This is a genomic window from Amorphus coralli DSM 19760, assembly GCF_000374525.1.
In the GTDB taxonomy this organism is placed as follows: Bacteria; Pseudomonadota; Alphaproteobacteria; order Rhizobiales; family Amorphaceae; genus Amorphus; species Amorphus coralli.
This window is the reverse complement of record NZ_KB894571.1, coordinates 708,928-721,895: the sequence shown is the minus strand read 5'-3', so window position 1 is coordinate 721,895 and position 12,968 is coordinate 708,928. Positions and strand designations below refer to the sequence as shown.

Here is a 12,968-nt window from a genome sequence, read left to right as displayed (position 1 = left end):
CAACGCTGGAGCGATCGATGAACGAAGCGAAGCAGAAGGTCGACCCGAAGCTTCTGGAAATGCTCGTCTGTCCCGTCACCAAGACGACGCTAGAATATGATGCCGAGCGCCAGGAACTGGTTTCCCGGGCCGCCAAGCTCGCCTATCCGATCCGCGACGGCATCCCGATCATGCTGGCCGACGAGGCGCGCCCGCTGGACGCATGACGTTTCGCACTTTTGTTCCCGTCCCGATCAACTTTCTTTTTGGCCGCCATTCCCTCGACAACCCCGATCGAGGTCCCATCTTGACCTGATCGGCTGACCGGCAATCAGGCAACGGAGGGGACCCGTGGGCGGATCGACAGCCAATCGGAAAGTGGTTGAACGGGCGATCAGCGGGTCGGGCGACCTGTTCGCCAAAACGCGGGCCCGGACGCTCGCGCTGGTGGATGGTCTTTCGCCCGAGGATCTGGTCGTCCAGTCCATGGAGGACGCCAGCCCGGCCAAGTGGCATCTGGCCCACACCAGCTGGTTCTTCGAGCAGTTCGTTCTCGGCCAGTACGTGCCGGGTTACCGCTTCTTCGACGAGCGCTACCTCCACCTTTTCAATTCATACTATGTGCAGGCCGGCACGCGTTTCGCGCGGCCTCGGCGCGGCCTCGTGACGCGGCCATCGGCGAGCGAGGTTCTCGACTATCGCCATGCGGTCGACCGGGCGGTGTCCCACCTTCTGGCGAGCCCGCCGAAGGATGCCGCCGTGGAGATAGCGCGGCTTGTCGAGCTCGGCTGTCACCACGAGATGCAGCACCAGGAGCTTCTGCTCACCGATCTCCTGCACGCCTTCTCCTTCAATCCTGAGATGCCGGCCTACCGCGCGCCCGAGCCGCTCGCCGTTACCGCAGGTCGCGAGCCGGAGATTACGTGGCAGGCCTTCGACGGCGGTCTCGTGGAGATTGGGCACGACGGCAAAGGGTTTGCCTTCGACAACGAGGGACCACGCCACAAGGTGTGGCTGGAGCCGTTCGAGCTGGCGGATCGCCTGGCCACCAACCGCGAGTGGCAGGACTTCATCGCCGACGGTGGTTACGAGACGCAGACGCTGTGGCTGTCCGACGGCTGGGCGGTGCGCGAACAGGAGGGCTGGACGACGCCGCTCTACTGGTTCGAGAAGGACGGCGTCTGGTGGAGCTTCGGTCTGCGCGGTGCCCAGCCGGTCGATCCGGACGCCCCGGTGACCCACATCAGCTATTACGAGGCCGAAGCCTTTGCCCGCTGGGCCGGAGCCCGGCTGCCGCGCGAGGCGGAGTGGGAGCACGCTGCGTCGACCGTTCCGGTGGATGGCCACTTCGTCGAGGGCGGCCATTTCCGACCGCGCCCCGCAACCGGCCCGGGCCTGACACAGATGTACGGCGATGTCTGGCAGTGGACCCAGTCGGCCTATTCCCCCTATCCCGGCTTCGTGCCGCCGGAGGGCGCCATAGGCGAGTACAACGGCAAGTTCATGGTGAACCAGTGGGTGCTGCGCGGCGCGTCCTGCGCCACGTCGCGAGCGCATGCCCGCGCGACCTACCGCAACTTCTTCCATCCGCATCAGCGTTGGCAGTTCTCAGGCCTGCGCCTTGCGCGTGATCGCTGATACCCGTTCACGACCGGGCGGCTCCCGCGCCGCTCCACCCGCCGGCCGCCGGCCGTCACGCAACACGACTTCTGGAGGATAGGCCGATGGCGCCTGGCGCAAACGCCGCCCGCACAGAGGAGGACGAGGGGACGACTCTCGATCTCGACTTTGCACAGTCCGTGCTCGCCGGTCTTTCCGCTGCTCCGAAGACGCTGGAGCCAAAATGGCTCTATGACGCGCTCGGCGCCAAGATCTTCGAAGCCATCTGCGAGCTGGATACCTACTACCCGACCCGGATGGAAATGAGCCTCCTTGCCGCCCGGGCACCGGAGATCGCCGAGAGCCTCGGCAAGGACCTGATCCTGATCGAGCCGGGGAGCGGCGAGGGCGTCAAGGTCCGGCTTCTGCTCGATGCGTTGGCGGAGCGGGTGGCTGTTTACGTGCCCGTAGATATCGCCGCGGAGCAGCTCGTCTTCCTGGCCCAGTCGATCAGCGCCGCCTATCCGGACATGCTTGTCGCGCCTGTCGTCGCCGACTTCACCGGCGCTTTCGTGCTTCCCTCAGACCTGCCGGACGGCGAGCGCGTGCTGTTCTTCCCTGGCTCGACCATCGGCAATTTCGAGCCGGACGAGGCGATTGCGCTGCTCGCCCGGCTGCGCGAGGAGAGCCAGGCCGACGACCTGATCATCGGAATTGACACGTGCAAGGATCCCGAGCGGCTGGTGGCGGCCTATGACGATCCGGTCGGGGTCACCGCGTCGTTCAACAAGAACCTGCTCAACCGGATCAACCGGGAGCTCGGTGGGACCTTCGACCTCGCTGCCTTCCGGCACGAGGCCCGCTTCAACGCGGAAAAGAGCCGCGTGGAGATGCATCTGGTCTCGCTCGCCGAGCAGACGGTGACCGTGCTGGGGCAGCCCATCGCGTTCGCCGAAGGTGAGACCATCCACACGGAAAGCTCGCACAAATACGCGCCTGAGGACTTCCAGGCGCTCGCCGTTCGCGCCGGCTGGACGCCCGACCGCTACTGGATCGACGACGAGGGCCTGTTCAGCCTGCACGTGGTCCGGGCCTGAGCAAAGCCAGGCGAAGTGGGCACCGGTTCGCCGTCCGGCTTTGCGATCAAAAGAATCCCCTCACGCCGAGCTCGCTTCGCTCAACGGCTCCGGGTGGGCGCCCTGACCGGGCGGCGCGCGGTCGCGCGCTGGCTCTGCAATCGAAGGCGAAGTGGGCACCGGTTCGCCGGCCGCGATTGCGATCTGGAAGGATGCTCAGTCCAGCTTGGGCTCGGGCAGTCCGCGCCGGCGGCAGGCCGCCATCACCGTGTTCACCAGCAGGAAGCCGATGGTCATCGGCCCGACACCGCCAGGCACCGGGGTGATGGCTCCGGCCATTTCCTTCGCCGGCTCAGTATCAACGTCGCCGACGATACGCGTCTTGCCCTCGCCGCGCTCCGGGGCCGGGATGCGGTTGATGCCGACGTCGATGATGGTGGCGCCCGGCTTGATCCAGTCCGCCTTCACGTAGGCCGGCCGGCCAACGGCGGCCACGATGATGTCTGCGCGCCGGCAGATGTCGGCGAGGTCCTTCGTGCGCGAATGCGCCATGGTGACCGTGCAGTTCTCGTTCTGCAGCAGGAGTGAGACTGGCTTTCCCACCAGGATGGATCGGCCGATTACCACCGCGTCGAGGCCCGAGAGATCGCCGCCACGCGCCTGCTTGGCGAGATCCACGCAGCCCTGCGGCGTGCAGGCGACGAGGGCGGAGCGGCCCAGCACCAGCAGGCCGGCGTTCATCGGGTGCAGCCCGTCCACGTCCTTGGCCGGGTCGATGGTCATCACCACCCGGTCGCTGTCGATGTGCTTGGGCAGCGGCATCTGGACGAGGATGCCGTCCACCTCGGGGTCGGCGTTGAGGCTTTCCACCAGCGCGATGAGCGTGTCCTCGCCGGTGTCGGCGGGAAGCCGGTGCTCGATGGAGCGCATGCCGGTGGCTTCGGTGCGGCGCACCTTGTTCGACACGTAGATGTCGCTGGCCGGATCGTCGCCGACCAGCACGACCGCGAGGCCCGCCGTCAGGCCGTGATCGGCTTTCAGGCCGGCGACGATGTCGGTGACCTTGGCGTCGAGGGCGGCGGCGCGGCTCTTGCCGTCGATGATCGTGGCGGTCATGCGGTGCTCCGGTCGGAGAAGGAAAATCGAACCCTTCCTAGACCATGCCGGCGACCGGGGAAACGACCGGGCGCGACATCACGATCTTCGATCCGCGCCATCAGGCACGCGGATCGACCGGGTTCAGAGCGCTGGAAGATCTGAGAGGATCTGTGCCACCTTGTCGGGCGCCGCATCGAACCGCACGGTCTTGATTCGTGCGGTGTGGCCGGCCTTGAGCGCAACGGCCGATTTCGGCAGCCCGAACGCCTTGGCCAGGAGCCCCTCGAGGGCGGCGTTCGCCTTGCCCTTGTCGGGGATGGCGCGCACGCGTGCCGCGACCACTTCCGTTCCGTCTGAAAGTTTGCGGATACCGTCCAGCGCGTCGCGGTCCGCCTTCGGCGTCAGCCGGATCCGCACGAGAACGCCGTCGCCGTCCGGCGTCAGAACGGCCGCAACCGACATGGCCCGGCCTGCCGTTCGCGCGTCAGATCACCAGCGGCGCAAGATTGTTGATGATGAGCTGCTGCAGGAAGAACAGGAGCAGCAGGAGCACGATCGGCGAGATGTCGATGCCGCCCAGATCCGGCAGGATGTTGCGGATCGGCCGCAGCACCGGTTCGGTCATCTTGTAAAGGGCATTGCCCACCATGCCGATGAACTGGTTGCGCGGGTTCACGACGTTGAAGGCGTAGAGCCAGGAGAAGATGGCCGCCGCGATGATGATCCAGGTGTAGATCTTGATCGCGAGCAGAAGGACCTGAATGAGCGACAGCATGCTGGCTCCGCAGCCGGTGTGATCGTGGAGGCTCGCGGCGCCGGACGCCGCCGCGGAGCGTGCGGTAACTGATCGTCACATAGCGGTCGCATCCGTCCGCCGCAAGGTGCGGACGGAGCGTGCCGTGGCCGTCGCGCTCAGCCGCGCAGCGTGCCGCCGGTGGCCTTGGCCACGGCCGCGACCACCTTCTCGCCGACCTTGTCGATCTCCTCGTCGGTCAGCGTCTGCTGGCGCGGCTGCAGGGTGACCTCGATGGCGACGGACTTCTTGCCGGGCTCAATGCCGGTGCCGCGGTAGACATCGAACACGTCGACGCCGGCGATCAGGGTCTTCTCCGCACCGCGCGCGGCGCGCAGCAGGTCCGCCGCCTCGATCGCCTCGTCGACCACGAAGGCGAAGTCGCGGGAAACCGGCATCAGGTCGCTTGCGGCAAGTGCCGGCTTGACCTTGGTCGGCTTCTGCTTGGCGGGCGGCACCGCGTCGAGATGCAGCTCGAAGGCCACCACCGGGCCATCGGCGTCCAGCAGGTCCAGGACCTTCGGATGCAGTTCGCCGAAATGGCCGAGCACGATCGGGCCGAGGCGCAGGGTGCCGGAGCGGCCGGGATGCATCCAGGACGGCGCGTCTCGGCTGACCTGCACACGCTCCGCCGGCGTGCCCACGGCGGCCAGCACCGCCAGCGCATCGGCCTTGGCGTCGAACACGTCGACGGCGCCGGAATTGCCCGACCAGTGGCGGCCGGTGCCGGCCGGCTTGGCGGTGCCACGGCGGATGCCCGTGGCGGCCGTCTTCTGGTCCTGCGGGCCGTCGCCGAGGAAGACCTGACCCACCTCGAATATCGGCTGGTCCGGCATGCCGCGATCGGCGTTCTTCTGCAGGGCGCGGACAAGGCCGGGCACCTGGCTCGGGCGCATGTCGGACAGGTCGCTGGCGATCGGATTGGCCAGCGCCAGCTCGGGCTGACCGCCACCGAAGGCCTCCGCGTGGGGCTTCGACACGAACGACCAGGTTAGCGCTTCCACGAAGCCGCGCGCGGCCAGGGTGCGCCGGGCACTGCGGGTGCGCACCTGCATCGGCGTCAGAACCTTGCGCGAGACCGGCGTCAGGCGGGGCATCGGCTGCGACGGAATTTCGTCCACGCCGACGATGCGCACCACCTCTTCGACCAGGTCGGCCTTGCCCTCGACGTCGCCGCGCCAGGTCGGCGCCGTCACGTCGAGCACGTCGCCGGAGCCGGCGACCTCGAAGCCGAGCACGGTGAGGATCTCCACGATCCGCGCGTGCGGCACCTCGATGCCAGAGAGGCGCGCCACTTCGGAAACCGGGAAGGCGATTGTGCGGCGCTCCGCCGGGATCTCGCCGACCAGCAGCACCTCAGACGCCGTCCCGCCGCACAGCTCCAGCACCAGCTTCGTGGCGAGCTCGATGCCGGGCAGGGTGAAGGCCGGGTCGACGCCGCGCTCGAAGCGGAAGCGCGCGTCGGACACGACGTTTAGGGCGCGGCCGGTACGGGCGATCGACAGCGGATCCCACAGCGCCGATTCGATCAGCACGTCGGTGGTTTCTTCCGAGCAGCCGGTTTCCTCGCCGCCCATCACGCCGCCGATGGACTCCACTCCCGCCTCGTCGGCGATGACGCACATGGTCTCGTCGAAGGTGTAGGTGCGGCCGTCCAGCGCCAGCAGCGTCTCGCCGGCATTCGCGCGGCGCACGGTCAGATCGCCGTTGACCTTCCCCGCGTCGAACACGTGCAGCGGCCGGTTCTGGTCGTAGGTGAGGAAATTGGTGATGTCGACGAGGGCGTTGATCGGGCGCAGGCCGATGGCGATGAGGCGCTGGCGAAGCCACTCCGGCGACGGGCCGTTCTTCACGCCGCTGACCTTGCGCAGGGCAAAGGCCGGGCAGATCGGGTCGCCTTCGGGGAAGGACAGGGTGACGCCCACCGGGCAGGGGCCGTCGCCCGTCACCGGGGCGATCGCGGTTTCCTTCAGCCGGCCGATGCCGGCGGCCGCGAGATCACGCGCCACGCCGAAGACGCCCAGGCAGTCGGCGCGGTTCGGGGTGATGGCGATCTCGATCATCGGATCGTCGAGACCCGCCCAGGCCGCGTAGGCGGTGCCCACCGGCGCGTCGTCGGGCAGGTCGATGATGCCGGAATGTTCGTCCGACAGACCCAGCTCGCGCTCCGACAGAAGCATGCCGCGGCTCTCCACGCCGCGGATCTCGCCGACCTTCAGGTCCACGCCTGTGCCGGGCACATGGGTGCCGGGCGGCGCGAAGACGCCGGTCATGCCGGTGCGTGCGTTCGGGGCACCGCAAACCACCTGGATCGGAGTGCCGTCGCCGGCATCGACCATGCAGACGCGCAGCCGGTCGGCGTTGGGGTGCTGCTCGGCGGACACCACCTTGGCGACCACGAACGGCGCCAGCGCGGCGGCAGCGTCGGTGATCTCCTCGACCTCCAGGCCGATCATGGTCAGCGCCGTGGAGATCTCGTCGAGGGAAGCCTTGGTCTCGAGGTGGTCCTTCAGCCAGGACAGGGTGAACTTCATGATGGGAGCACTTCGGCGATGGGAACGGGGCGGCCCTCTTCGGGCCCGATCGTGAGCAATCCGATTGGGGCCTGATCTAGAGCATTTTTGCTTCGTGTGTCACCCGGCGATAAGAATTGCCGCCCGGCCGCGCGTCCTGCGACGGTCGGTTCGCGCGAAAGTCCGTCCCATGTGTTCCGTGAACCCGCTCCCTTCGACCCGGTGCACCGATCAGGCCGGCCGGCCATGATCGGAGAGCTGGCGCTGCTGGACGCGAACGGCGGGCTGCAGGCGGGCATCGTCCTGTGGATCGCGGGCGTGTTCCTCCTGGCCGGTGGCATCAAGGGTATCGTCGGCGTCGGTCTGCCGACGGTGGCAATCGTCCTTCTGGCACCGACCCTCGGGCTGCCGGCGGCCATCGCGCTGCTCACCATTCCGACGCTCGTCACCAACATCTGGCAGGCGCTGGCGGGCGGCGGAGCGGCGACCACTTTCCGGCGCATCTGGCCGTTCCTGGCGGCGGCCGCGCTCACCGTGTGGATCGGCGCAGGCGCGTTGACACGGGTGAATCTCAGCTATCTCACGGCGCTTCTCGGCCTGGTCCTCATCACCTATTCGACGATCAGCATGCTCGGCCTCCGCTTTGCGCTCGCGCCCGGCAGGGAGCGCGTGGTGGGCATCGCCGCCGGTCTCGTCAACGGTGTCGTCACCGGCATGACCGGCTCCTTCGTGATGCCGGGCGTGATCTATCTGCAATCGCTCGGACTGACGCGCACGCAGCTTATCCAGGCGCTCGGAATGCTGTTCTCGTCATCCTCGGTGACCCTGTCGCTGGCTCTGGCCGACCGGGGTATCATGACGGCCTCGCTCGGCATCGGCTCCCTTATCGGTCTCCTTCCGGCACTGGTCGGCGTCGCCCTCGGTCAGCGGCTCCGCAACCGCCTGCCGGAAGCGGTCTTCCGGCGCGCCTTTTTCGGGGCACTGTTTGCCGCAGGCGCGCTGATCCTCGTGCGCTCGGTCGTCTGAGCCGGCCGCCGGCTGCTGCTGACCTGTGAATCCCGCAATGCTGGATTGTCGAGCGGATGCTTGATCCGGGTCGGACGACGGGCGACAAGAGTTCGCTCAGCCGAGCCGAGAAGAACCGGCTGCCCGGCATCGGTCCTGTCCGGCCACGGTGAGAAGAAGGTGCCCGATGGGTCTGGATCCCTACTACACGTGGCCGGTGATCGGGGCTCTGCTCGGGCTTTACCTCCTGGGCGGCTTCGTGAAGGGGGCGGCCGCCTTCGGCCAGCCGCTGGTGACGGTTTCCCTCGCCGCGATGTTCATGCCGGTGCCGATCGCCATCGGGATCTCCGTCATTCCGTCCATCTTGGTCAACCTGATCCAGGGCTACGCGTCGCGTCAGGCCGCGCCGCGGCTGCCGCGCTACTGGCCGTTCTACCTGGCCCTCATCATCGGCATCCTGATCGGGCTCAGGATCTTCTCCATGCTGGACCAGGGGGCGCTGCAGGTCATCATCGGCTGCCTGCTCATCGTCTTTTCCGCGGTTCAGTTGTCCGGCCTGACGCCGCCATTGAGCCCGCCGCCGCGGGCTCCCGTGCTCGCGGCGACCGGGCTGGTGTCCGGCCTGCTGGCCGGCACAACCTCCTTCGTCGCCTTCCCGTCGTTGCCGGTGTTCATCGCCTACGGTCTGGACCGCAGGCTCTTCGCGCTGGTCACCTCGGTGATGTTCACCATCACGCTGCTGATGGTTGGCGGCGGGCTGACGGTCCTCGGTCTGATCGGGCGCAGCGAACTCGTCATGGGGCTGGTCTGCTGTATCCCGTCCTATCTGGGCCAGCGGGTTGGTCTGGCGGTCCGCGAGCGGATGTCGGTCTCTGCGCTCAGCATCCTGGTGAACATCATACTGGCGCTCATCGGCGTGACCTTCCTCGTGCGCAATTTCGCGAAAATGCTGTTCTGAGCCTGCTCAGGGCTCCACGCTGAGGCGGTCCATCGCGATCTGCAGAAGGCCGAACCGGGTCGGGATGCGGATGTCCACCGGCACCAGGAAAACGCTGTCGGAGCCCGGATCGGGAAGCGGCGCCAGCCACACCTCCATGCGGGAATTCTCCTTCAACTCCCGGATCTCGCGCTTGCCTTCCCGGTGACCGGCGACGGGCGTGTAGTCGATCCGGCAGACGATCACCGGCCCCTGGTAGGCCTTGCTGCCGCCGTCGAACCGGTCGCGGCGCTTGTAGGTGAGGCGGACGTCGTAGCGCTGCTCGCCATCGAAGATCGGCACCGTGCGGTCGCAGGAGTGAGAGCCGGCTGGCGCCTTTACCTGCCATACGAGTGCGGAGACGGGATCTGTGATGCCGCGCTTGTGGGCGTCGGTCAGCACGACCCGGTCCGGTTCGGGATCCTTCTGTTCCGGCTCCGGCTCCACCGTGAGGCCGGTGACGGTGTTGCCGCGGATCGCCATGTCCAGCCGGGAGCTGTTGTCGCCTTCCCGGTAGGTGTAGCCGAACGACGCCGGGACCGGCCGGTCGTTGGCCATCCGCCCGGAGGCAGTCGCCGTGCCGCGCGCATCGGTGATCAACCGGCTCAGGCCGCTCGCCTTGCCTTCGCCGGAGAGCGTGTAGGCGGTGTCGGTTACTTCGGCGGTCACGCTCGATTCGCCGATCTTGTAGCCGGCTATGGATATGTCGTAGCGGCTCTTGAACGTCGCAGCGTCGGCCGACGCAGCCGTGAGCGCGGTAACCCACAGGCCCGCAAACACGGCGCGCGACAGGGTGGCGAGGCGGATCGGTCGGTTCGTCATGGGACGGGAATGCACTCCTCGGTGGTCCGCCTTCATCTAAGTCGCCCCGGCGAGAGATCCAGTTCCGAAGCAAGGATCGGGCGTCTGGCCGCATCCATGCGAATGTCGCATCATTGCTGCAGGCTTTCGCCGTCTCGTCCTCGTGGAGCGCTCCCCATCATGCTGACGCTTTTTTTCTCGCCGGGTACCTGCGCACTCGCCACCCACATCGCACTGGAAGAGGTGGGCGCGGATTACACGCTCAGTCGCATCGACTTCGGCAAGGATCAGCAAAACGCGCCCGAGTTCCTGAAGTTGAATCCGAAGGGCCGCGTGCCGGCGCTGGTGACGGACGCCGGCGTCCTGACCGAAACGCCGGCGCTGCTCGCATGGGTCGCCCAGACCTGGCCTGAGGCCGGGCTGGCGCCCCTCCACGACCCGTTTGCGTTTGCCCGGGTCCAAGCGGTGAACTCCTATCTCTGCTCGACGGTGCATGTGGCGCATGCTCATGGCCGGCGCGGCTATCGCTGGGCCGACGATCCGGCCGCCCACGAGGCCATGCGCGAGAAGCTGCCCGCCTCCATGAGCGCGTGCTTCCAGATCATCGAGGACAGCATGCTGGAAGGACCCTGGATGTTCGGGGACACCTACACGATCGCCGACCCCTACCTGTTCACCATCGCCCGTTGGCTGGACATGGACGGGGTCGACATGGCCGGCTTCCCGAAGGTGGCGGCACACTTCGAGGCCATGCAGGAGCGTCCCGCCGTCGCTGCCGCCCTGAAGGGCCAGGGGCTCTGATACCCGGGCGACAGTCGGCGCGAGGCGGAAAGGCGGTCGACCGGGCGGCCCCCAGGCGTCCGGGGCTGGTTCTTGCCACGCTCTGCGGCGCAGTTCTCATCGCCCAGATCGACGTCAACATTGTCAATCTGGCCGCCCACCCGATCGGCGCCTATTTCGACGTCCGCGTCGGCACGCTGCAGTGGGTCGTGGACAGCTACAACGTCTTCTACGCGGTGTTGCTGATCACGGGCGGCCTGCTCGGCGACATGTACGGCCGCCGCCGGGTGTTCATGAGCGGGGTGGCGCTTTTCGTGTCGGCTTCGATCGTCTGCGCCGCGGCGCCGACGGTGGAGGTGCTGATCGTCGGACGGGCCCTCACCGGCGTGGCCGCCGCGCTGCTGGTACCGTCGTCGTTGTCCATCCTCAGCGTGGCCTGGCCCGATCCGGCGGCCCGCTCGCGCGCGCTGGGGATCTGGGCGGCCTGCAACGGCCTCTCTATCGCGATAGGCCCAACCCTCGGCGGCTTCCTTCTGGGCGCGTTCGGCTGGCGTAGCATCTTTCTCGTGGTGGTGCCCATCGGCCTCGTCGTGCTGCCGCTGGCGGCGATTGTGCTGACGGAATTGTCGGATCCCAAGAACCGCCGGTTCGATCTGGGCGGCCAGATCCTGGGCGCGATCGCGCTTGGAGCGCTCGCCATCGCGACGATCGAGGTCCACCGCAACGCGGAAGTCGCGCTTGCCGGTGCCTCGGTCTTCCTCGTCGCGCTGATCCTGTTCCTGCGCCGGCAAGCGCGGCTCGGGGCCGAAGGGCTGGTGCCACCGGACATCCTCGCAAGCCTGGAATTTCGCGGGGCGGCCGCCGCGGCTTCGGCCATGACGTTTGGCATGTACGGGCTTTATTTCGTCCTGCTTCTCACCTGGCAGAGCCTCGACCATTTCGGCCCGGTGGCGTCCGGAATGGCGCTGATCCCGATGGCGCTGGCCTTCGTTATCGTCGCGTCCTTTTCCGGCTTCCTCTCGGGGCGCCTGGGAAAGCGGCTCATGCTATCCGGGGGCATCGCCACGATTGCGGTTGGAACGGCCATCGTGGCGGCGCTGGCGACGGTCTCGATGCCCGCGACGCAGATTGGCCTGGTGCTCGCCGGCGTGGGCATGGGAATGGTGATGGGCCCCATGGCGGCTGTGGTGGTCGAGGCCGTTCCAGCCGCCCGTGTAGGCACGGCCTCGGCGCTGCTCAACGTGGCGCGCATCGTCGGGGCGACGCTCGGCGTGGCGGCAATGGGGACCTTGTACGTCTTCGGCGGTTCGGGCGAGTCCGGTCTGCAACTGGCGCTGGGTGCGGCCGTGGCGCTCCAGCTCGGATGCGCGGCGATCGCCTGGGCATGCCTCGCCGATACCGGCGCGGCGAAGCCGCGTCGGCCCAAGTGAGATCGGAGGCGCCTAGAGGCTCGCGTCCTCCACGCCGATCCGGCGATAGGCGGCCTCGACGAAGGCGTACAGGGCGAAGGCCACGAGACCCAGTGCGATGGCCAGCAGCGCAAGCCAGCCCATGGGCAGGTCCTGGATCCACCGCAGCGCATCTTCCAGGCCAGGGGCGTCCTGGGCGTCGTAGATGCCGCCGCCGTAGAAGGCGAGGATACCGATGACGATGAAAATGACGCCGCGCGCGATCAGGCCGAAGGCGCAGATCGGCTTGACGACGCCCAGCTTGTTGTAGTCGGGGTCGAAATATTTCTCGAAGCCGGCCGTCCAGCCCTTCTTGATGTGGGCGATGCCGATGCCGACCGGGATGAGCGCAAGCGCCAGCGCCACGTACCGGCCCCAGGTATGGCCGAACAGCGAGGACAGCCAGCCGCTGGTGGGATCGCCGCCACCCCCACCTCCGCCCGACTGGCCGAGCTGGAAAACGAGGCTTGCTGCGAAGATGGCCAGACCGACGTGAATGAGGCCGCTGGCGAACATGGCGAAGCGGATGACGATGCCCTTGGCATCGGTCCCGTGATTGTCCGGATCGCCGATCGCCTGGATGAAGCGCCAGCCGGCGAAAGCGACGAGGCCGACGCCCACCAGGCCGAGAAGCACGCCCCCGAACGGCTGATGCAGCAGCGAGCGCAGGGCGCCTTGCGTGTCCTCCGTACTGCCTGAACCGATCGCCGCCAGGATCGCGAAGAAGCCAACCACGAGATAGACGACCCCGCGCGCCGCGTAGCCGCCGCGCGCTGCCCAGTTCAAGCCATTCGACACGCCCATCAAGCAACCCCTGGTGTTCGGAAAGGACACGCGACCAACGCCCCCGGGGGAAGTCGGTTCCTCCCCGTGCTGGCGGCGCGAGGTGTCGTGACGCGG

General features: G+C 67.6%; 13 protein-coding genes. 7 read left to right on the top strand and 6 right to left on the bottom strand.

Annotation, left to right across the window (positions count from 1 at the left end; all coding sequences use genetic code 11):
- Positions 1 to 17: 17 nt before the first annotated feature.
- The 3 genes from C507_RS0107515 to egtD all read left to right on the top strand — a co-directional run bounded on the left by C507_RS0107515 (position 18) and on the right by egtD (position 2,675).
- The gene (locus tag C507_RS0107515) at positions 18 to 206 is read left to right on the top strand and encodes a Trm112 family protein (protein ID WP_018699062.1); all 189 of its coding nucleotides are present in this window, start codon (positions 18 to 20) and stop codon (positions 204 to 206) included.
- Between the two features lie 124 nt (positions 207 to 330).
- Positions 331 to 1,617: an ergothioneine biosynthesis protein EgtB gene (gene egtB / locus C507_RS0107510; RefSeq protein ID WP_245559657.1), complete on the top strand. Its 1,287-nt coding sequence runs from the start codon at positions 331 to 333 to the stop codon at positions 1,615 to 1,617.
- A gap of 86 nt (positions 1,618 to 1,703) precedes the next feature.
- On the top strand, positions 1,704 to 2,675 hold the full coding sequence (gene egtD, locus C507_RS20705) for an L-histidine N(alpha)-methyltransferase (RefSeq protein WP_018699060.1): 972 nt from the start codon (positions 1,704 to 1,706) through the stop codon (positions 2,673 to 2,675).
- 195 nt (positions 2,676 to 2,870) lie between these two features.
- Here the strand turns inward: egtD and folD are convergent, their stop codons facing one another.
- The 4 genes from folD to pheT all read right to left on the bottom strand — a co-directional run bounded on the left by folD (position 2,871) and on the right by pheT (position 7,079).
- The gene (gene folD, locus C507_RS0107500) at positions 2,871 to 3,770 is read right to left on the bottom strand and encodes a bifunctional methylenetetrahydrofolate dehydrogenase/methenyltetrahydrofolate cyclohydrolase FolD (RefSeq protein WP_018699059.1); all 900 of its coding nucleotides are present in this window, start codon (positions 3,768 to 3,770) and stop codon (positions 2,871 to 2,873) included.
- Positions 3,771 to 3,893: 123 nt separating this feature from the next.
- A complete protein-coding gene (locus C507_RS0107495; RefSeq protein ID WP_018699058.1) occupies positions 3,894 to 4,214 on the bottom strand; it encodes a DUF167 family protein in 321 nt (106 codons plus the stop codon).
- A 22-nt stretch (positions 4,215 to 4,236) separates the two neighbouring features.
- Positions 4,237 to 4,527 (bottom strand): YggT family protein, encoded by a 291-nt coding sequence (locus C507_RS0107490; protein ID WP_018699057.1) that lies wholly within the window; start codon positions 4,525 to 4,527, stop codon positions 4,237 to 4,239.
- 137 nt (positions 4,528 to 4,664) lie between these two features.
- Complete coding sequence (gene pheT, locus C507_RS0107485) at positions 4,665 to 7,079, bottom strand: phenylalanine--tRNA ligase subunit beta (protein ID WP_018699056.1); 2,415 nt, start codon at positions 7,077 to 7,079, stop codon at positions 4,665 to 4,667.
- A 225-nt stretch (positions 7,080 to 7,304) separates the two neighbouring features.
- Between pheT and C507_RS0107480 the strand changes: the two genes are divergently transcribed.
- A complete protein-coding gene (locus C507_RS0107480) occupies positions 7,305 to 8,084 on the top strand; it encodes a sulfite exporter TauE/SafE family protein (RefSeq protein WP_018699055.1) in 780 nt (259 codons plus the stop codon).
- A 166-nt stretch (positions 8,085 to 8,250) separates the two neighbouring features.
- The gene (locus C507_RS0107475) at positions 8,251 to 9,021 is read left to right on the top strand and encodes a sulfite exporter TauE/SafE family protein (RefSeq protein WP_018699054.1); all 771 of its coding nucleotides are present in this window, start codon (positions 8,251 to 8,253) and stop codon (positions 9,019 to 9,021) included.
- Between the two features lie 6 nt (positions 9,022 to 9,027).
- Here C507_RS0107475 and C507_RS0107470 read toward each other — a convergent pair whose 3' ends face one another.
- A complete protein-coding gene (locus C507_RS0107470) occupies positions 9,028 to 9,861 on the bottom strand; it encodes a DUF3108 domain-containing protein (protein WP_018699053.1) in 834 nt (277 codons plus the stop codon).
- 159 nt (positions 9,862 to 10,020) lie between these two features.
- Here C507_RS0107470 and C507_RS0107465 point away from each other — a divergent pair, with 159 nt between their 5' ends.
- Positions 10,021 to 10,641, top strand: coding sequence for a glutathione S-transferase family protein (locus tag C507_RS0107465; protein WP_018699052.1), 621 nt, complete (start codon positions 10,021 to 10,023; stop codon positions 10,639 to 10,641).
- Positions 10,527 to 12,050: an MFS transporter gene (locus C507_RS0107460; RefSeq protein WP_210162103.1), complete on the top strand. Its 1,524-nt coding sequence runs from the start codon at positions 10,527 to 10,529 to the stop codon at positions 12,048 to 12,050. The genes C507_RS0107465 and C507_RS0107460 overlap by 115 nt, the downstream gene beginning before the upstream one ends.
- Before the next feature lie 12 nt (positions 12,051 to 12,062).
- Here C507_RS0107460 and C507_RS0107455 read toward each other — a convergent pair whose 3' ends face one another.
- Positions 12,063 to 12,872, bottom strand: coding sequence for a DUF1206 domain-containing protein (locus tag C507_RS0107455; RefSeq protein ID WP_018699050.1), 810 nt, complete (start codon positions 12,870 to 12,872; stop codon positions 12,063 to 12,065).
- Between the last annotated feature and the right edge of the window lie 96 nt (positions 12,873 to 12,968).